Here is a 17840-nt window from a genome sequence, read left to right on the forward strand (position 1 = left end):
CAACACAGTTGACCAGCAATTTTATCGCAAATCTTACATAGTCCTGGAGCGCGGTGCACACAGTCCGCCCGGGACGTCAGGGAGGAACAGCGTCGTGACCACCCGAGCACAGCAGGAGTACGACGTGGTCGTCGTCGGCTCCGGAGCGGGCGGGCTCGCCACCGCGGTGACCGCCGCCCACCACGGCCTGAAGGTCGCCGTCCTCGAACGCGCCGACGTCTGCGGTGGCGCGACGGCGTGGTCCGGCGGCTGGATGTGGGCGCCGGGCAACCCCCTCGCCCGCGCCGACGGCGTTCGCGAGGACACCGGGGAGTTCCGCCGCTACCTGCGCGCGGCACTCGGCGGCGACTACGAGCCCGAGCGCGTCGACGCGTTCCTCGCCGCCGCCCCGGAGATGGTGCGGTTCTTCCACGAGCGCACGGCGCTGAAGTTCGTGCCGGGCACGAAGATCTGCGACATCTACGGCGACCTGCCGGGCGCGGGGACCGGGCACCGCTCGGTCGCGCCCGAGCCCGCGGACCTGCGCGAGCTCGGCGACGACGTCGCACGGATCCTGCGCCGCCAGCTGTACGAGACGTCGTTCCTCGGCCTGGGTGTGATGGCCGGGCCCGATCTGGCCGCGTTCCTCGCCGCCTCGCGCGGGAACCTCCGCGGTCTGGCGCACGCGTCGCGCCGGGTCACCCGGCACCTGCTCGACCTGGCCACGAAACGCCGGGGCATGCAGCTGGTCAACGGCACCGCGCTGGTCGGCAGGCTGTTGCGGTCGGCGCTGGACCTCGGCGTCGACATCCGCGTGTCCGCGCCGGTCACCGAGCTGGTCCACGAGGACGGGCGGGTCACCGGGGTCGTCGCGTCCACTTCGGACGGACCGCTGCGGCTGGTGGCCGCGCGGGGTGTGGTGCTCGCCGCGGGCGGGTTCCCGCGCGACCCGAAGCGCCGCATGGAGCTGTTCCCGCACGGTGACACGCACTGGACCCTCGCCCCTGTCACGGCCGACGGCGCCGGGATCGGCCTGGGCGAGCAGGCCGGCGGGCGGCTGCGCACGGATCTCGCCTCACCCGCCGCGTGGTGCCCGGTGTCGCTGGTGCCGTATCGCAACGGCCGCACCGGCGTGTTCCCGCACATCATGGACCGCGCGAAACCCGGCAGCATCGGTGTGCTGCGGGACGGGCGCCGGTTCGTCAACGAGGCCAACGGCTACTACGACTACGTCTCCGCGCTGCTCGCCGCGACCCCGCCCGGCGAAACGGCGGAGGCGTGGCAGATCGCGGACGCCCGGTTCGTGCGCCGGTACCCGCTGGGCATGGCGAAACCGTTGCCGGTGCCGCTGTTCCCGTACCTGCGCAGCGGTTACCTCAAACGCGGCCGCACGCTGGAGGAGCTGGCCCGCAAGTGCGGCATCGACCCGGCCGGGCTGGTCGCGACCGTCGAGGAGTTCAACAAGGGCGCTCGTCGCGGTGAGGACCCGGCGTTCGGGCGCGGCTCGTCGCCGTTCAACCGCTACGGCGGCGACCAGTCGGTGACACCGAACCCGTCCCTCGCGCCGCTGGAGAAGGGCCCGTTCTACGCGGTGCGGATCGTGCCCGGCAGTTTCGGCACCTTCGCCGGCCTGGCGACCGATGCCCGCGCCCGGGTCCTGGGTGAGCACGACCAGCCGATCCCGGGGCTCTACGCGGTGGGCAACGACCAGGCGAGCGTGATGGGCGGCCACTACCCGGCGGGCGGGATCAACCTCGGCCCCGCCATGACGTTCGGCTGGATCGCGGCCCGCGATCTGGCCGGCATCGACTCGGAGGTGACAGCATGAACCCGCCGGGCAGGATCGACCAGGTCGGCATCGTCGTGCGCGACCTCGACGCCGCGGCGGACGGGATGCGCCGCGTGTTCGGCGCCGAACCGCACACCCGCCAGGAGAACACCTACCGCCGCACGACCTACCGCGGCGACGAGATCGACGCGATCGTCGGGGTGATGCTCTACGACCTCGGCGGGATCGAGCTGGAATTCCTGGCCCCCCGCAGTTCCGGCAACGTGTGGCAGGACTTCCTCGACGAACGCGGCGAAGGGCTGCACCACATCCGCTTCGCCGTCGACAGCCACACCGCCGCGCGCGACGACCTGCACTCCCGCGGTGTGGAGACATACCAGGAGGGCGAGTCGATGCGCGGCGGCGGAGTCCGATACGCCTACTACGACACCGTGCCCCAGCTCGGTTTCCTGATCGAGACCTTGAACCCGGGAGGGCGGGCGTGAGCTACCCCGATGTGACGGCTCTGGTGACCGGTGGCGCGAGCGGCATCGGTGCGGCGGTCGCGACCCGGTTGCGCGCCGAGGGTGTCCGGGTGGTCACCGCCGACCTCGCCCCCGGCGCCGACGAAAAGCTCGACGTCACCGACCCGGAAGCCGTCGACGCGCTCGTGGCCGCACTGGGCCCGGTCGGGATCCTCGTGCACAGCGCGGGGATCGTCGGGCCGTCGAAACCGGTGGCCGAAATCGGGTTCGAGGAGTGGCGGACCACGTTCCGCGTCAACGTGGACGGCACGTTCCTGATGTGCCGCGCGGTCGTCCCCGGCATGGTCCGCGCGGGCTGGGGCCGGATCGTCACCATGGCGAGCATCGCGGCCAAGGACGGCAACCCGGCGCAGAGCGCGTACTCGGCGTCGAAGGCCGCGGTCGTCGGGTTCACCAAGTCGCTCGGCAAGGAGCTGGCCACGACCGGGGTGCTGGTCAACGCCGTCGCCCCGGCCGCTGTCGAGACGCCGATGAACGCGCACACCGACCCGGCCGTGCTGGCCCGGTCCCAGTCGCTGACGCCGATGGGCCGGTTCGGGAAACCGGAGGAAATCGCCGAGCTGGTGGCGTGGCTGTGCTCGGCGCGGGTCAGCTTCTCCACCGGCGCGGTCTACGACGCCAGTGGCGGGCGGGCGAGCTACTGACGTGGAGATGCGGTGGATCGAGGCGTTCCTCGCCGTCGCCGAGGAGCTCCACTTCGGACGCGCCGCGGAGCGGCTGCACATGGCGCAGTCCCCGCTGTCCCAGACGATCAAGAAGCTGGAAAAGCACGTCGGGGCCCCGCTGTTCGACCGCACCACCCGCGCGGTCACGCTGACCTCCGCCGGGCACGGGTTCCTCCCGCACGCCCGGCGGATCGTCGCCGAGACCGACCTCGCGCTGCGGGCGACGAGCGCGGGCCCGGGCGAGGTGTACGGCCGGGTGCGGCTCGGGTTCTCCGGCGCGCTCAACCACCTCACACTGCCGCCGCTGACCCGCACGCTGCGCACCCGGCACCCGCACATCGCGCTGCAGCTGGTCGATCGGGTCACCACGGAGGACGCCGTCGGGCTGATCGAGCACGGCACGCTCGACATCGCCTTCGTCGGCCTGCCCGCGCCCGGATCACTGCCGAGCCGGGTCGTCACGGTCGAGGAGCTGGGCGCCGCGCTGCCCTCGGACCACCGGCTGGCCGGCCACGACGAGGTGTCGCTGGCCGATCTGGGCGCCGAGGACTGGGTGCTGATGCCCGGGCAGTCCGCGCTGCGCACGGTCATCCTCACCGCGTGCCACACCGCGGGGTTCCGGCCGCGGCTCGCGCAGGAGGTCAAGGACCCCTACGTCGTGATGTCCCTGGTCGCGGCCGGTCTGGGCGTGTCGCTGGCGCCGACATGCCTGCGGCCGATCATGCCAGCGGGCGCGGTGTGGGTGCCGCTGGCCGGCTCGCCGCCCCTGCTGCGCAGTGCGCTGCTCTGGCACCCGGACCGGCTCACCGACGCCGTCCGCGCGCTGCTCGACGTCGCGGCCGAAGTACTGCCCACGCCGGGATAAAGTGCGATTCGCACACAATGTCTGCCGAACCATGTATTGGACTCGCACAGTCGTGGCGGCGCACGCTGCTGGCATGGCTACCTTCGCAGTGCAGTACACCTACGGCGCGAACACCGACGCCGCCCGTGACCGTTTTCGCCCGGAGCACAAGGACTTCCTCGCCGGCCTGTACGAGTCCGGCCGTCTGCGCGTGTCCGGTCCGGTGGACGGCGGGGCGCTGCTGATCTTCGAGGGAGCGTCGGCCGACGAGGTCGCCGCGCTCCTCGACGACGATCCGTTCCGCCGCGAGGGGCTGATCGCCGAGCGCACCGTGCGCGAGTGGACGATCTTCTTCGGGGGCCTCAAGTGAAGGTCGCGCGCACGCTCGCGCGCGAGCGCATCGAAATCCAGGAGGTCCCGGACCCGCGGCCGGGTGCGGGCGAGGCGCTGGTCCGCGTCCACACGGTCACCCTGTGCGGCACAGACCTGCACATCTGGGAGGACGACTATGCCACCGAGCTGCCGATCGTGCAGGGCCACGAGATCGCCGGGATCGTGGAAAGCGCACCGGGTTTCGCGCCGGGCGACCCGGTCGCCGCGTCGCCGATGCGGTACTGCGGCGAGTGCTACGCCTGCGGCATCGGGCGGGTCAACGCGTGCCGGTCCTCGTCCTGCCTCGGCTGTTACGAGGACGGTGCGCTGGCCGAGCTGATCGCCGTCCCGGTGACCGATCTGCACCGGATCCCGGACGGGATGCCGACCGGGCTCGCCGCGCTGGCCGAACCCACGAGCATCGCGATGCAGGCGGTGCTGCGTGGCCGCCCGGAGAAGGGCGAGCAGGCGCTGGTGCTGGGCTGCGGTCCGATCGGGCTGCTGGCGACCCTGCACCTGACGTCGCTCGGGGTCGAGGTGGTCGCGGCGGACACCGCGCCGGAGCGGGCCGCCTTCGCCCGCCGGTTCGGGGCGGTCGCGGGCATCGACCCGTCGGAGGTGCCCGGGGAGCCGTCGCTGGTGATCGAAGCGACCGGGGCGCCCGCCGCGCTGACCACGGCCGTGGACGTCGTCGCCACCGCGGGCCGGGTCGTGCTCGTCGGCATCTCGGACCGGCCGGTGACGCTGTCGATGCGGACGTTGCCGGTCAAGGACCTCGACCTGCTCGGCAGCCGGAACAGCCAGCGCCGCATCGGCGAGGCGCTCGAACTCCTCGACGCGCACCGCGAAGCGGCCGAAGCGCTGGTCACGCACCGCGTGCCGTTCGCGCGGGTCGCGGACGCGTTCCCGCTGCTGCGGTCGCGGGACGAGCTCGTCGGGAAGGTCGCCGTGGAGGTGTTCTCATGCTGACCTCACGACCGCGGGACCGTTACGACGTGGTGGTCGTCGGCAGCGGTGCCGCGGGGCTGACGGCCGCCGTGGCTGCGGCTGATGCCGGAATGTCCGTTGTCGTGCTGGAAAAAGCCGCACAGCTGGGCGGCACGTCCGCGGTCGGCGGCGGGGTCATCTGGGCGCCGGGCAACGACCTGATGGCCGAGGCCGGGTTCCCCGACTCCCCGGCCGCCGCGCGCGCCTACCTCGGCACCGGCCGGATGAGCGCCGCGGAGATCGACGCCTACGTCGCGGACGCGCCGGCGGCGATCCGGTTCCTCACCCGTGCCGGGGTGCGGATGCGCCCGCTCGCCCGGCCCGACTACCACCCGGAGTGGCCCGGCGCGGCGCGCGGCCGCGGACTCGACCAGGAGCCGTTCGACCCGCGCCCGTGGCCGGGACTCGCCGAGGCGATCCGCCCGCCGACCTACTTCCCGCTGATCACGATGGCCGAGCGGGACGCGCTGGCCGGCGGGGCCGCCGACCCGGGCCTGCTCGCCCAGCGGGCCGCCGACGGCGTCCGGACCATGGGCGGCGCGCTCGTCGGCCGGCTGCTCGTGGCCGCGCTCGAACGCGAGGTCGACATCGTGGCCGGCACCCCGGTGACCGGGCTCGAACCCGGCTGGACCGTCCGGGCGGGCCGCGAGATCCGCACGTCGGCCGTGGTCCTCGCCTCCGGCGGGTTCGAGTGGAATCCCACGCTGCGGGAGGCGTTCCTGCCCTTCCCGGTCACCCCGATCAGCGCGCCGAGCAACACCGGGGACGGCCTGGTCCTCGGGTTGCGGGCGGGCGCGGCGGTCGGCGACATGACCGCGGTGTGGGGCGTGCCGGTGCTCACCCCGCCCACCGCGCGCTACGACGGGCAGCAGTCCGGCCGGATGGGCAACGTCGAGATGACGCTGCCCGGTTCGCTCACCGTGACCGCCGCCGGGCGCCGGTTCGTCAACGAGGCCACCAACTACCACGACCTCAACCGCGCGTTCGGCCCGATCGGCTCGCGCGCGTTCCTCGTGTTCGACCGCGCCTACCTGGACCGCTACCCCGTCGCCGGCTGCTCTGGTCCGCAACCGTGGATGGTTCAGGCAGACACCGTGGCCGGGCTCGCGGCGGCCGCGGGAATCGATCCGGCTCTCGTCGAGACGGTCGAGGCGTTCAACGCGGCCGCGCGTCGCGGCGAGGACCCGGAGTTCGGCCGCGGTCAGAGCCCGCAGGACCGCCACCTCGGCGACCCGGCGGTCACCCCGAACCCGTGCCTCGCTCCGGTCGAGACCGCGCCGTTCTTCGCGGTGCCGGTGCACGCCGGAGTGCTCGGCACCGCGGGTGGCCTGGCGACCGACGGGAACGGTCAGGTGGTCGACCACGACGGCGCGCCGATCCCGGGGCTGTACGCGGCGGGTAACTGCGCGGCGACCCTGTTCCACGACGCCTACCCGGGCGGCGGCGCGACGCTGGGCTCGGCGGTCGTGCGGGCCTACCGGGTCGGACAGCATCTGGGATCGCTGGCCCGGTCCGTGGAACGGGAGGTAGCGTCGGCCGGGTGAGTGAGCGCAGCTGGGGCTTCCGCACCCGCGCCCTGCACGCCGGCGGGTCTCCCGATCCGGTGACCGGGGCGCGGGCGGTGCCGATCTACCAGACCACGAGTTTCGTCTTCGAGGACGCGGCCGACGCGGCGAACCTGTTCGCGTTGCAGAAGTACGGCAACATCTACAGCCGGATCGGCAACCCGACCGTGGCGGCCTTCGAAGAACGCCTCGCCAGCCTGGAGGGCGGCATCGGCGGCGTCGCGACCAGCAGCGGGCAGGCCGCGGAGTTCCTCACGTTCGCGGCGCTCACCGAGGCCGGCGACCACGTCGTGTCGGCGAGCGGGCTCTACGGCGGCACCGTCACGCAGCTGGACGGGACGCTGCGCCGCTTCGGCGTGGACACGACCTTCGTGGCCGGCGACAGCCTCGACGACTACGCGGCCGCGATCACCGACCGCACCCGGTTGATCTTCACCGAGGTCATCGGCAACCCGAGTGGCGGCATCGCGGACCTCGCCGGGCTCGCCGACCTCGCGCACAGTCACGACATCCCGCTGGTGGTCGACGCGACGCTGGCGACGCCGTACCTGTGCCGCCCGATCGAGCACGGCGCGGACATCGTGCTGCACTCGGCGACGAAGTTCCTCGGCGGGCACGGCACCACGCTCGGCGGGATCGTCGTCGAATCGGGCACCTTCGACTGGGGCAACGGGAAGTTCCCGCGCATGACCGAGGTCGTGCCCAGCTACGGCGGCCTCAAGTACTGGGAAAACTTCGGCGAGTACGCGTTCTGCACCCGGCTGCGCGCCGAGCAGCTGCGCGACATCGGCGCGGTGCTGTCGCCGCATTCGGCGTTCCTGCTGCTCCAGGGCGTCGAGACGCTGCCGCAGCGGATGGACGCGCACCTGGCCAACGCCAAGGCGGTCGCGGAGTTCCTGGACGCCGACGACCGCGTGGCGTGGGTGAGCTACGCCGGGCTGCCCGGGCACAAGCACCACGAGCTGGCGAAGAAGTACCTGCCGCTCGGGCCGGGCGCGGTGTTCTCGTTCGGTGTCAAGGGCGGGCGCGCGGCCGGGGAGAAGTTCGTCGAGTCCGTCGAGCTGCTGTCGCACCTGGCGAACGTCGGCGACGCCCGCACGCTGGTCATCCACCCCGCGTCCACGACGCACCAGCAGCTCTCCGACGAGCAGCTGAAGGCGGGCGGCGTCGGCCCGGACCTGATCCGGCTGTCGGTGGGGCTGGAGGACGCCGAGGACATCCTGTGGGACATCGACCAGGCCCTCACCGCGGCGGTGAAGGCCGCATGAGCCTGGAGACGACCGTGCCCGCCGGAGCCGTCCGGTCGGAATCGCCCCTGTCCTGGTCCCCGCCGACCGCGCGGGAGCGGCTCGCGCTGCTGTCGCGGACGAAATCGGTGACGATCGTGGGCGCGTCGGACAACCCGGCGCGGCCGAGCTACTTCGTCGCGACCTACCTGCTGTCCTCCAGCGAGTACGAGGTGCACTTCGTCAACCCCCGGCTGTCGTCGCTGCTGGGCCGTCCGGTGTACCCGTCGCTGGCCGACGTGCCGGGCGAGCCGGACCTGGTCAGCGTGTTCCGCAAGCACTCCGACCTGCCCGAAGTGGCCGAGGAAGTGATCAAGGCGGGCGCTCGGACGCTGTGGCTGCAGCTGGGCCTGTGGCACGAGCCGGTGGCGCAGCGGGCGAGCGAGGCCGGCCTGGACGTGGTGATGAACCGGTGCGTGAAGATCGAGCACGCGCGCTTCGCGGGCGGGTTGCACCTGGCCGGTTTCAACACCGGGGTGATCTCGTCGCGGCGGCGGTTGAAGGCCTGATCCCTTGCCCACGGAAGCGATCCGGCGCAACTCACCCTCCACTGCGGCTCCTCCGGGAACGGCCGTTCGTGTCAGACTCGGTGGTGTGGCGGGAAGTTCCCCGTGTGGAGGTGGGTGCTGGTGATGGCGAACGGTGTGCAGGTGACCTACGTCGGCGGCCCGACGCTGCTGCTGGAGGTGGGTGGCAAGCGGTTCCTGACCGACCCGACGTTCAGCCCGACCGGCGTGCACGAGACGACGCCGGGGCGGCCGCTGACGAAGACGGAGGGCCCCGGCCTGTCCGCGGCGGAGATCGGCCCGGTCGACGCGGTGCTGCTGTCGCACGACCAGCACGCGGACAACCTCGACCCGGACGGTCGCCGGTACGTCGAGGAAGCCCTGCTGACGCTGACCACGCCGAGCGGCGCGCGCCGGCTGGGCGGCACCGCGCAGGGGCTCGCGCCGTGGCACCAGCTGCACATCGGACCGGTCGCGGTGACCGCCGTGCCTGCCCAGCACGGGCCGAAGGGCAGCGAGGAGCTGACCGGTGAGGTCATCGGTTTCGTGCTGACCGGCCAGGACCTGCCGACGGTGTACGTCAGCGGGGACAACGCGTCGCTCGACGTGGTGCGGGACATCTCCCGCCGCCTGCGGCGCCTGGACCTGGCGGTGCTGTTCGCCGGCGCCGCGCGCACGTCCCTGTTCGACGGCGCCCCGCTGACCCTGACCAGCGAGGACGCCGCCGAGGCCGCCCACGCGCTGCGGGCGCGCAACATCGTGCCCGTGCACACCCGCGGGTGGGCCCACTTCAGCGAGGGCCCCGACGAGGTGCGGAAGGCGTTCGCCGGGGCGGGGCTGAGCGACCGACTGCACGTACTGGAACCGGGCGAAAGCACGCACATCAGCTGATGCGTGCGGTACCACCGGCTTGGCTGTTCTGCTGACCGGCAACGCGGGCGGCACAGTGCGGTGATCAGCCGCATCACCGCCCACGGCGGCGGCACTTGTGGAGGGCGGCGGGTGAGCGCACGCGGTCCGTGGCGGTTCCGCTGGTGCGGAACCTGGGCGGGTCGCGGCACCGCCGGACGGCGCCGAGCGGGCGCACGGAAAGCCCGCGGCGGAAGCCGCGGTCTCGCCGGCGCCGGACCTCGCGGAGGTCGCGACACTGCCGGACGCCGGCGACCGAGCGCGCAACACGCCTCGGTGGAAGCGGCGGTTCGCTGGTGCTGGGCGACAGAGTGCGGGCCGCTCAGCACCACTTGCGTTTCTCGGTCATCGGTACTGCCGGCCCGCCACACCGCGCGGGCACGTGCCCGCAGGCGACAGCCAACCCGCGGACATGCCCCAACGACGGCCCAGTCCGGACCAGGCGCCCCCTCGCGTCGTGCTCCGACTGCACGGGCGGCGATGCCGCCCGATCGCTGAGCAGGCGGACGCGTCCCGCCGCCGGGATGACCGCGCGCCAGGCGCGCTCAGCCCGCGCTGTCGGTGAACCGCCGTTCGAAGTCCGCCCGGCCCCGCTCGGTCAGCGCGCCCCACAGGCGCAGCCGCGCCATGCCGCCGTCCGGGTAGATGTCCAGGCGCACCTCGCTCAGCTCGCGTGGCTCCGGCACCAGGAACCGGTGCCGCGTGTCCGGCTGGAGGCGGGTCCTCGGCAGCACCTCGAACCACGAACCGTCCAACCGTCCGCTCAACGACGCCCAGCCCGGCGCGTTGCCCTTGAAGTGCGTCGTGTCCAGCTCGGCCAGCCGCGGCACGCCCGCGCCGGCCAGTGCGACCGACACCCAGTCGTTGCCGTCGTCGCGGCGGCGGGCCGTCTCCCAGCCCTCCCCCATCACCGCGGCGAACCCGGGCGAGATCAGGTTCGACGGCGACGAGTAGAACATGTTCGAGCAGCCCACCACGCGCGCGCCGTTCTCCAGCGCCGCCAGGTCCAGGGCCGCCGGGTCGACCAGCCGCGGGTCCGCCACCGGCGCGCCGTGCACCCGGAACCGCGCGACTCCGCCGTCCGGGTGGATCGACAGCCGCACGTGGGTCCAGCGCCGCGGCGACGACACGGCGAAGAAGTTCTCCGAGTCCCCCGCCAGCGGCGACTTCGGCACCAGCGGCGTCCACTCCAGCTCGGCCAGCTCCGCCGGGCTCGGGTAGCCGTCGACGGCGACCGCCTCCACCGACGCGAACGGCGGGTAGTTGCCGGTGAAGAACGCGGTGTCCACGACCACCCCGGTCACCACGCCGGGCAACCCGAGCCGCACGACCGCCTGGTCCACGCCCGGCTCCCGGCGTCGCCGCGTCTCCCAGCCGTCGTAGATCTGCCCCTTGTGCCCGAAGTTCCACGGGCGGAACTCCGCGGGCTCCGGCTTGATCAGGTTCTCCCGCTCGGCGAAGGCCTCGTCGTTGGCCCACACCACGCTGCCGCCGACCCGGCGCGACGCCAGATCCGGCTCATGAGTCCACTCCGGACGTTCGGTCAACACTGCCCTCGATTCAGCAACTCGCCCCGCGGACTGTCCCCGGTGACTTCCTGGCCCCGCAACCACGTCTGCCGCACCACACCGCGCAGCGGGCTGCCGTCGTAGGCGCTCACCGGGTTCCGGTGGCGCAGCTTCGCGACGTCCACGACGAACTCCTCGTCCGGCGCGAACACGCAGAAATCCGCGTCGTACCCGACCGCGATGCGACCCTTGCGCGTCATCCCCGCCAGTTCCGCCGGCCGCGTCGCCATCCAGCGCACCACGTCCGCCAGCGTGTGCCCGCGCCGCGCGGCCCCGCTCCACACCGCGGACAACCCGACCTGCAGCCCGGAGATCCCGCCCCACGCCTCGCCGAAGTCGCCGCTGTCGAACCGCTTCAGCTCCGGCGTGCACGGCGAGTGGTCGCTCACCACGCAGTCGATCACGCCGTCGGCCAGCCCCTGCCACAGCCGATCGCGGTTACCTGCCTCGCGGATCGGCGGGCAGCACTTGAACTGCGTCGCGCCGTCGCGGATCTCCTCCGCGGTGAAGCTGAGGTAGTGCGGGCACGTCTCGACCGTCAGCGCGACCCCCTCGGCGCGGGCCGTCGCGATCATCGGCAGGGCGTCCGAAGAGGACAGGTGCAGGATGTGCGCCCGCGCCCCGGTGCGCCGCGCCAGCTCGATGACCCGCGCGATCGCCCGGTTCTCCGCCTCGGGCGGCCGCGACGCCAGGAACCCCGCATACCGCGGGCCGTGCGGTCGCGGCGCCGCGTCGATCGTCGGCGCGTCCTCGGCGTGCACGATCATCAGCGCGCCGAGCGCGGCGAGGATCCGCAGGTCGGCCTCCAGTTCGGCGTCGTCGAGCGGCGGGAACTCGTCGACGCCCGAGTGCAGCAGGAAGCACTTGAACCCGAACACCCCGGCCTCGTGCAGGGCCGCCAATTGCCCGCCGTTGCCGGGGATCGCGCCGCCCCAGAACCCGACGTCGACGTGCACCCGCCCGGCCGCGGTCTTCCGCTTCACGTCCAGCGCGTCCGGGTCGACGGTCGGTGGCAGGCTGTTCAGCGGCATGTCCACGATCGTGGTGACCCCGCCCGCCGCGGCCGCGCGGGTGGCCGTCTCGAAGCCCTCCCACTCGGCGCGGCCGGGGTCGTTGACGTGCACGTGCGTGTCGACGAGCCCGGGCATCAGGACGACGTCCTCCCCCAGCTCGACGACCCGGTCACCGGACAACGCGCGGCCAGGTTCGACGGCCGTGATCCGTCCTCTGTCGACACCGACCGAGCACGGCCCGTCGCCCGCGGCCGTGATCGCGCGCCGCGCCCGGAAGACCAGTTCCACCCGGCACTCCTTTCGTCCGCTTCCAGTTCCCCCGCCCGTACGGTTACCGTGCGGGCGTGGAACTGCAAGCCGAGTTCACCACCGAACCGTTCCGCGGCGAGGGCGAGCCGCCCGAGCACGCCGTCCGGGCGCGCACCGCCGCCGAGGAGGCCGGCCTGTCCGTGGACTTCGGCCCGCTCGGCACCACCGCCCGCGGCGACGCGGACGCCCTGCTCGGCGCGCTCCCGGCCATCGCGCGGGCCGCGTTGGACGGCGGCGCGAACCGCCTGACCCTGCAGCTGTCCACGCCGACCGCCGCGAGCGAACCGGCCGGTGCGCCGCCCACCACGCTGGAGCGGCTGATCGCCGACGTCGAGCGGGAGCTCGGCTGCAGGCTGGCCGACCTGGACCGGCCCGGCAAGCAACGCGCCGTGCGCCTGCTGGAGGAGCGCGGTGCGTTCGCCATGCGCAGGGCCGCACCCACCGTCGCCGAAGCACTCGGCGTCACCCGGTTCACGGTCTACAACTATCTCAACCGCGAGCCATGATTTCAACAAATTGTTGACGCTCGTCGAACACGACCGTAACGTCCATTTCCCAGAATCGGCAGCACCGTGATCCGGAGGAACACTTGACTGTCACGCTCGCCGAGTTCAACACCGCGCCCCCCGAGAAGGCCGGGGAACTGCTCACCGCGTGCCTGGACGTGCCGCGCTGGGTGGACGCGGTGCTGGCCGGACGGCCCTACCCCGACCTCGCCGCGCTGACCGGCGCCGCCCGCCTCACCCTGACCGGGGACGAGACCCGGCGGGCCATCGCGGCGCACCCGCGGATCGGCGAGAAACCGTCCGGCGGCTGGTCCCGGGACGAGCAGTCCGGTGTGGACGATGCCGCGGCCAGGGAGTTCCGCGCCGCCAACGCCGAGTACGAAGAACGGTTCGGGCACGTGTTCCTGGTCTGCGCGGCCGGCCGCAGCGGCGACGAACTGCTGGCGAACCTGCGGGAGCGCATGCACAACGACCCGGACACCGAACTGGCCGTCGCCGGACGGGAGCTGGTCGACATCGCGGTGCTGCGACTGGGAAAGGCGGTGACGGCATGAGCCTGGTGACCACCCACGTGCTGGACACCGCCGCCGGACGCCCGGCGGCGGACGTCGCCGTGCGGCTGGAAGCGAGCGACGGCACGGTGATCGCACAGGGCCGCACCGACGACGACGGCCGCGTCCGCGACCTCGGCCCCGCAGAACTGGACCCCGGCGTCTACCGGCTGGTGTTCGACACCGGCGCCTACCTCGGCCCGGGCGCGTTCTTCCCCGAGATCACCGTGGCCTTCCGGATCACCGATGGCACGCAGCACCACCACGTGCCCGTGCTGCTGAGCCCGTTCTCCTACTCCACCTACCGAGGGAGCTGACGATGGCGATCAAGCTGGGGCCGAACCAGTACGGCAAGGCCGAGGTCCGCCTCGTCACGGTGACCCGGGCCGGGGACGTGCACCACCTCAAGGACCTCACGGTCTCCACCGCGCTGCGCGGCGACCTCGCGAAGACCCACCTCACCGGCGACAACTCCGACGTGGTCGCCACCGACACGCAGAAGAACACCGTCTACGCGTTCGCCAAGGAGAGCCCGGTCGGCGAGATCGAGGACTTCGGGCTGCGGCTGGCCAGGCACTTCGTCGGCCGGTTCGGCCAGATCACCGGCGCGCGGATCACGATCGACGAGCACGCCTGGGACCGCATCACCGTCGGCGGCCGCCCGCACGACCACGCCTTCTCCCGGTCGAGCGACGAGAAGCGGACCACCGTGGTGACGGTCGAGGACGACCGCGCCTGGGTGGTGTCCGGCCTGCGCGACCTGGTCGTGCTGAAGTCCACCGGCTCGGAGTTCCACGGCTTCCCGCGCGACGAGTACACGACGCTGGCCGAGACCGACGACCGCATCCTGGCCACCGCCGTCACCGCGCAGTGGCGGTACCAGGGCAGCGACATCGACTGGCGCAAGAGCTTCGCGGAGATCCGGCGGATCCTGCTGGAGACGTTCGCGACGAAACACAGCCTTTCGCTGCAGCAGACCCTGTACGCGATGGGCGAGGCGGTTCTCGAAGCACGCGGCGAGGTGGCCGAGATCCGGCTGTCGATGCCGAACAAGCACCACTTCGTGGTGGACCTCAGCCCGTTCGGGCTCACCAACGACAACGAGGTCTTCCACGCCGCGGACCGTCCGTACGGCCTGATCGAAGGAACCGTCCTGCGCGACGACGCGGAGGACCCGGGCCCCGCCTGGCAGTAGCGCCGGGCGAGTTGGGAGAACCCGCGTGACCACGACCGCCGCGCCCGCAGCGGCCATTCATCCCGTCGACCGCAAACCACCGGCGCTGCAACTCGTCGTCGGCGGCGTCCAGCACGTCGCCGCGATGTACGCCGGGGTGGTCGCCCCGCCGCTGATCATCGGCAGCGCCGTCGGCCTGTCCGGCGGGCAGCTGAGCCTGCTGATCAGTGCGAGCCTGTTCACCGCGGGGCTGGCGACCCTGCTGCAGACCCTCGGCGTGTGGCGGTTCGGCGCCCGGCTGCCGCTGGTCAACGGCGTCACGTTCGCGAACGTGGCCCCGGTGATGGCGATCGTGCAGCAGCACGGGCCGCAGAACGCGCTCGGCGTCGTCTACGGCGCCACGCTCGTCGGCGCCGCGCTGATGGTGCTCGCCGCGCCGTTCTTCTCCCGGCTGACGCGGTTCTTCCCGCCGCTGGTGACCGGCACGGTCATCACGCTCATCGGGGTCTCGCTGCTGCCGGTGGCGGTCAACTGGATCTCCGGCCAGCAGGACTCCGCCGAACCGCACGGCATCCTGCTCGCCGCGATCACGCTGCTCGCGGTGCTGGCGTTCAACCGGTTCCTGCCCGGCTTCTGGAGCCGGATCGCGTTGCTGCTGGGTTTGGTGGTGGGCACGCTGATCGCGTGGCCGCTCGGCGAGGTCGACACGTCGACGTTCCGCGAGGCGCCTGCGTTCGGTGTCGCGAGCCCGTTCCACTTCGGCAGCCCCGCGTTCGACATCGCGGCCATCGTCTCCATGGCGATCGTGATGATCGTGATCATGGCGGAGAGCACCGCGGACATGCTCGCACTCGGCGAGGTGGTCGGCCGGCCGACCGGACAGCGCACGCTCGCCGACGGCCTGCGTGCGGACGGCGTGGCGACCGCGGTGTCCACGGTGTTCGGCGGGTTCGCCTGCACCGCCTTCGCGCAGAACGTCGGGCTGGTCGCGTTGACGCGCGTGTTCAGCCGGTACGTGGTGGCCGCCTGCGGCGCGATCCTGGTGCTGCTGGGCCTGTTCCCGGTCGCCGGCGGCGTGGTCGCGCTGGTGCCGCAACCGGTGCTCGGCGGCGCCGGGCTGGTGTTGTTCGGCAGCGTCGCGGTCTCCGGCATCCGCACCCTGGCCACGGCGGCGTTCGACCGCCCGGCGAACGTGACGATCGTGGCGGCCGCGCTGGGCGTCGGGATCATCCCGATCGCCGCGCCCGAGTTCTACGCACACTTCCCGTCGGCCGTGCGGACCGTGCTGGACTCCGGGATCAGCGCCGGCTGCGTGGTCGCCGTGGTGCTCAACCTCGTTTTCGGGACGCGACGGGAACGAACTCCCGCAACAGGTTCGTGAGCAGTTCCGGCTGGTCCTCCGGCACGAGCGTGTAGCTGTCCGGCACCTCGGCCAGCCGCGCGTGCGGGAACAGCGCCGCCAGCCGCGGCCCGTGTTCGCGGGGTATGAGCTTGTCCTCCTTCGCCCATACCACGAGCACGGGCCCGGTGAACTCCCCCAGCCTGCCGGACCACTCCAGCAGCGTCTCCTTCGGCGGCGTGTGCAGGCCGTACTTCAGCAGGTCCCGCATGATCGCCGGGTTCTCGCGGGCCGGCCGGAACCAGCTGTCCATGACCTCCGCGGGCACCGGCGTCTTGCTCATCCACCCCCACGACCCCGGCGCGCGCTGGACGAACCGGAACTTCAGCAGGTGCAGCATCGCCTTCAGGCCGCCGGGGATCCGCGCGACGCGGACGAGCATGCGCCCGGACAGGCCGGGCGGGAAGTTGTCGAACGCCTCGCACGCCACGAGCGCCAGCCTGCCGACGCGGCCGGCGAGCCCTTCGGAGATCAGGAACTGGCCGCCGCCCCAGTCGTTGAGGACCAGCGTGACGTCCCTCAGGTCGAGCGCCTCCAGGAATTCGGCCAGCAGCCGGACGTGACCGCGCAGCGACAGGTCGGCGTCCGGTTTCATCGGCTTCCGGTGCGAGCCCAGCGGCCAGTTCGGCAGCACGCACCGGTACTCGCCGAGGCCCGGCAGGACCTTGCGCCACACGGTGTTGTCGATGGTCAGGCCGTGCAGGAAGACGATCACCGGCCCCCCACCGCCGGTGTCGTCGTACTCGATCGTCCCCGCGGACAGCTCCACCTCGGGCATCTCCGCCCCCTCGGATTTGATAGATCGCTCTAGTGAGAGAGTAGCTAGGATCAGTGACGTGGGCAACACCAAAGAACGGATCCTGGCCGCGAGCGCGGAGCTGTTCCGGCGTAACGGTTACACCGGGACGGGCCTGAAACAGATCGTCGCCGAGGCGAGCGCGCCGTTCGGCTCGATCTACCACTTCTTCCCCGGCGGCAAGGAACAGCTGGCCGAGGAGGTGATCCGCAGCTCCGGCATGGAGTACGGGAAGCTGTTCGACCTGCTGATCGCGCCGGCGCCGGACCTGGTCACCGGGCTGGAGCAGGCCTTCGCCGCCGCCGCGGTGACGCTGCGGGAGACCGACTACGCCGACGCCTGCCCGATCGCCACCGTGGCGCTGGAGGTGGCGAGCACGAACGAGACGCTGCGCCGGGCGACCGCGGAGGTGTTCCAGGCGTGGATCCTCACCGGGACGGGTGTTTTCACGCGCTTCGGCCTGCGCGAAGACGACGCCCGGCGGCTGACGATCGCGGTGATCAGCGCGCTGGAAGGGGCCTTCGTGCTCAGCCGTTCGCTGCGGGACGTGGAGCCGCTGGCCGTCGCCGGGGAGGCCGCCGTGGCGACCGCTCGTGAAATGCTCACCGGGAGGGGCCGCGGGTAGTGTCGGGTTCATGAGTTCTGCCATCGATCTGCACGGCCAGCCGCACGTCGACCGCTATCTGGAGACCGACGGCGAGGACGGCTACCACTGGCGCAACGGGACGACGATCCTGATCCTGTTCACGAAGGGCCGCAAGTCCGGGCAGGAACGCAGGCACGCCCTGATCTTCCGCGAGCACGAAGGCGCCTACCTGGTGGTGGCGTCCAAGGGCGGCACCGACGCGCCGCCGGCGTGGTTCGTCAACCTGCAGGCCGACCCGAACGTCGAGGTCCAGATCAAGGGCGAGCGCTTCAAGGCGGTCGCGAGGGTCGCCACGCCCGACGAGAAGCCCGCGATGTGGGCGAAGATGGCCGAGGTGTGGCCGGACTACGACGAGTACCAGAAGAAGACCTCACGGGAGATCCCCGTCGTGGTGCTGGAACGCGCCTGATCCACCGCCGCGGGTTCCCGGCGCGGCCGGTGGTGTGCGCCGG

General features: G+C 72.3%; 20 protein-coding genes. 17 read left to right on the top strand and 3 right to left on the bottom strand.

What is annotated here, in order from left to right; translation table 11 throughout:
• Nucleotides 1-94: 94 nt before the first annotated feature.
• The 10 genes from AMYTH_RS0120005 (at nucleotide 95) to AMYTH_RS0120050 (ending at nucleotide 9408) form a co-directional block, all read left to right on the top strand.
• Nucleotides 95-1807 (top strand): FAD-dependent oxidoreductase, encoded by a 1713-nt coding sequence (locus AMYTH_RS0120005; RefSeq protein ID WP_027931807.1) that lies wholly within the window; start codon nucleotides 95-97, stop codon nucleotides 1805-1807.
• Nucleotides 1804-2253 (top strand): VOC family protein, encoded by a 450-nt coding sequence (locus AMYTH_RS0120010; protein ID WP_027931808.1) that lies wholly within the window; start codon nucleotides 1804-1806, stop codon nucleotides 2251-2253. The genes AMYTH_RS0120005 and AMYTH_RS0120010 overlap by 4 nt, the downstream gene beginning before the upstream one ends.
• Nucleotides 2250-2936, top strand: coding sequence for an SDR family NAD(P)-dependent oxidoreductase (locus AMYTH_RS0120015; RefSeq protein ID WP_027931809.1), 687 nt, complete (start codon nucleotides 2250-2252; stop codon nucleotides 2934-2936). The genes AMYTH_RS0120010 and AMYTH_RS0120015 overlap by 4 nt, the downstream gene beginning before the upstream one ends.
• 7 nt (nucleotides 2937-2943) lie before the next feature.
• Entirely contained in the window at nucleotides 2944-3822 is an 879-nt protein-coding gene (locus AMYTH_RS0120020; RefSeq protein WP_209440777.1) for a LysR family transcriptional regulator, read from the top strand.
• 73 nt (nucleotides 3823-3895) lie between these two features.
• Complete coding sequence (locus AMYTH_RS0120025) at nucleotides 3896-4171, top strand: YciI family protein (protein WP_027931811.1); 276 nt, start codon at nucleotides 3896-3898, stop codon at nucleotides 4169-4171.
• Nucleotides 4168-5142, top strand: a complete 975-nt coding sequence (locus tag AMYTH_RS0120030; protein WP_209440778.1) for an alcohol dehydrogenase catalytic domain-containing protein — start codon at nucleotides 4168-4170, stop codon at nucleotides 5140-5142. The genes AMYTH_RS0120025 and AMYTH_RS0120030 overlap by 4 nt, the downstream gene beginning before the upstream one ends.
• The gene (locus AMYTH_RS0120035; protein WP_027931813.1) at nucleotides 5136-6704 is read left to right on the top strand and encodes an FAD-dependent oxidoreductase; all 1569 of its coding nucleotides are present in this window, start codon (nucleotides 5136-5138) and stop codon (nucleotides 6702-6704) included. Before AMYTH_RS0120030 ends, AMYTH_RS0120035 begins: the two co-directional genes overlap by 7 nt.
• On the top strand, nucleotides 6701-7993 hold the full coding sequence (locus tag AMYTH_RS0120040; RefSeq protein WP_027931814.1) for an O-acetylhomoserine aminocarboxypropyltransferase/cysteine synthase family protein: 1293 nt from the start codon (nucleotides 6701-6703) through the stop codon (nucleotides 7991-7993). The genes AMYTH_RS0120035 and AMYTH_RS0120040 overlap by 4 nt, the downstream gene beginning before the upstream one ends.
• Nucleotides 7990-8520 carry a CoA-binding protein gene (locus AMYTH_RS0120045; RefSeq protein WP_037322617.1) on the top strand — a complete coding sequence of 177 codons (531 nt, stop codon included), beginning with the start codon at nucleotides 7990-7992 and terminating at the stop codon, nucleotides 8518-8520. Before AMYTH_RS0120040 ends, AMYTH_RS0120045 begins: the two co-directional genes overlap by 4 nt.
• A 114-nt stretch (nucleotides 8521-8634) precedes the next feature.
• Nucleotides 8635-9408, top strand: a complete 774-nt coding sequence (locus tag AMYTH_RS0120050) for an MBL fold metallo-hydrolase (RefSeq protein WP_209440871.1) — start codon at nucleotides 8635-8637, stop codon at nucleotides 9406-9408.
• A 563-nt stretch (nucleotides 9409-9971) separates the two neighbouring features.
• Here the strand turns inward: AMYTH_RS0120050 and alc are convergent.
• Together alc and allB are read right to left on the bottom strand one after the other, a co-directional pair.
• A complete protein-coding gene (gene alc / locus AMYTH_RS0120055; RefSeq protein ID WP_027931817.1) occupies nucleotides 9972-10976 on the bottom strand; it encodes an allantoicase in 1005 nt (334 codons plus the stop codon).
• On the bottom strand, nucleotides 10970-12295 hold the full coding sequence (gene allB / locus AMYTH_RS0120060) for an allantoinase AllB (RefSeq protein ID WP_027931818.1): 1326 nt from the start codon (nucleotides 12293-12295) through the stop codon (nucleotides 10970-10972). Before allB ends, alc begins: the two co-directional genes overlap by 7 nt.
• 56 nt (nucleotides 12296-12351) lie before the next feature.
• Here allB and AMYTH_RS0120065 point away from each other — a divergent pair, with 56 nt between their 5' ends.
• The 5 genes from AMYTH_RS0120065 (at nucleotide 12352) to AMYTH_RS0120085 (ending at nucleotide 15928) form a co-directional block, all read left to right on the top strand.
• Nucleotides 12352-12822, top strand: coding sequence for a helix-turn-helix domain-containing protein (locus AMYTH_RS0120065; protein ID WP_027931819.1), 471 nt, complete (start codon nucleotides 12352-12354; stop codon nucleotides 12820-12822).
• Nucleotides 12823-12905: 83 nt separating this feature from the next.
• Entirely contained in the window at nucleotides 12906-13376 is a 471-nt protein-coding gene (gene uraD / locus AMYTH_RS0120070) for a 2-oxo-4-hydroxy-4-carboxy-5-ureidoimidazoline decarboxylase (protein WP_027931820.1), read from the top strand.
• Nucleotides 13373-13690, top strand: a complete 318-nt coding sequence (gene uraH / locus AMYTH_RS0120075) for a hydroxyisourate hydrolase (RefSeq protein WP_027931821.1) — start codon at nucleotides 13373-13375, stop codon at nucleotides 13688-13690. Before uraD ends, uraH begins: the two co-directional genes overlap by 4 nt.
• A 2-nt stretch (nucleotides 13691-13692) precedes the next feature.
• Complete coding sequence (gene pucL, locus AMYTH_RS0120080; protein WP_027931822.1) at nucleotides 13693-14568, top strand: factor-independent urate hydroxylase; 876 nt, start codon at nucleotides 13693-13695, stop codon at nucleotides 14566-14568.
• A gap of 25 nt (nucleotides 14569-14593) precedes the next feature.
• Nucleotides 14594-15928 (top strand): nucleobase:cation symporter-2 family protein, encoded by a 1335-nt coding sequence (locus tag AMYTH_RS0120085; RefSeq protein WP_027931823.1) that lies wholly within the window; start codon nucleotides 14594-14596, stop codon nucleotides 15926-15928.
• On the opposite strand, the gene AMYTH_RS0120090 is transcribed toward AMYTH_RS0120085, so the two are convergent.
• Entirely contained in the window at nucleotides 15876-16724 is an 849-nt protein-coding gene (locus AMYTH_RS0120090; protein WP_027931824.1) for an alpha/beta fold hydrolase, read from the bottom strand. The two genes, AMYTH_RS0120085 and AMYTH_RS0120090, sit on opposite strands and share 53 nt — an antisense overlap.
• A 58-nt stretch (nucleotides 16725-16782) precedes the next feature.
• Between AMYTH_RS0120090 and AMYTH_RS0120095 the strand changes: the two genes are divergently transcribed.
• Nucleotides 16783-17367, top strand: coding sequence for a TetR/AcrR family transcriptional regulator (locus tag AMYTH_RS0120095; RefSeq protein ID WP_037322618.1), 585 nt, complete (start codon nucleotides 16783-16785; stop codon nucleotides 17365-17367).
• A 10-nt stretch (nucleotides 17368-17377) separates the two neighbouring features.
• Nucleotides 17378-17797 (top strand): nitroreductase family deazaflavin-dependent oxidoreductase, encoded by a 420-nt coding sequence (locus AMYTH_RS0120100; protein WP_027931826.1) that lies wholly within the window; start codon nucleotides 17378-17380, stop codon nucleotides 17795-17797.
• Nucleotides 17798-17840: the final 43 nt, after the last annotated feature.

The sequence above is a fragment of the Amycolatopsis thermoflava N1165 genome, from assembly GCF_000473265.1.
GTDB classification, from domain to species: domain Bacteria; phylum Actinomycetota; class Actinomycetes; order Mycobacteriales; family Pseudonocardiaceae; genus Amycolatopsis_E; species Amycolatopsis_E thermoflava.

What these genes read in the sequence shown, in the direction of transcription:
- AMYTH_RS0120010 (WP_027931808.1), top strand. Translation starts at nt 1,804, where the DNA reads ATGAACCCGCCGGGCAGGATCGACCAGGTCGGCATCGTCGTGCGCGAC.
- AMYTH_RS0120020 (WP_209440777.1), top strand. Translation starts at nt 2,944, where the DNA reads ATGCGGTGGATCGAGGCGTTCCTCGCCGTCGCCGAGGAGCTCCACTTC.
- AMYTH_RS0120025 (WP_027931811.1), top strand. Translation starts at nt 3,896, where the DNA reads ATGGCTACCTTCGCAGTGCAGTACACCTACGGCGCGAACACCGACGCC.
- AMYTH_RS0120035 (WP_027931813.1), top strand. Translation starts at nt 5,136, where the DNA reads ATGCTGACCTCACGACCGCGGGACCGTTACGACGTGGTGGTCGTCGGC.
- AMYTH_RS0120045 (WP_037322617.1), top strand. Translation starts at nt 7,990, where the DNA reads ATGAGCCTGGAGACGACCGTGCCCGCCGGAGCCGTCCGGTCGGAATCG.
- uraH (WP_027931821.1), top strand. Translation starts at nt 13,373, where the DNA reads ATGAGCCTGGTGACCACCCACGTGCTGGACACCGCCGCCGGACGCCCG.
- pucL (WP_027931822.1), top strand. Translation starts at nt 13,693, where the DNA reads ATGGCGATCAAGCTGGGGCCGAACCAGTACGGCAAGGCCGAGGTCCGC.
- AMYTH_RS0120090 (WP_027931824.1), bottom strand. Translation starts at nt 16,724, where the DNA reads ATGCCCGAGGTGGAGCTGTCCGCGGGGACGATCGAGTACGACGACACC.
- AMYTH_RS0120100 (WP_027931826.1), top strand. Translation starts at nt 17,378, where the DNA reads ATGAGTTCTGCCATCGATCTGCACGGCCAGCCGCACGTCGACCGCTAT.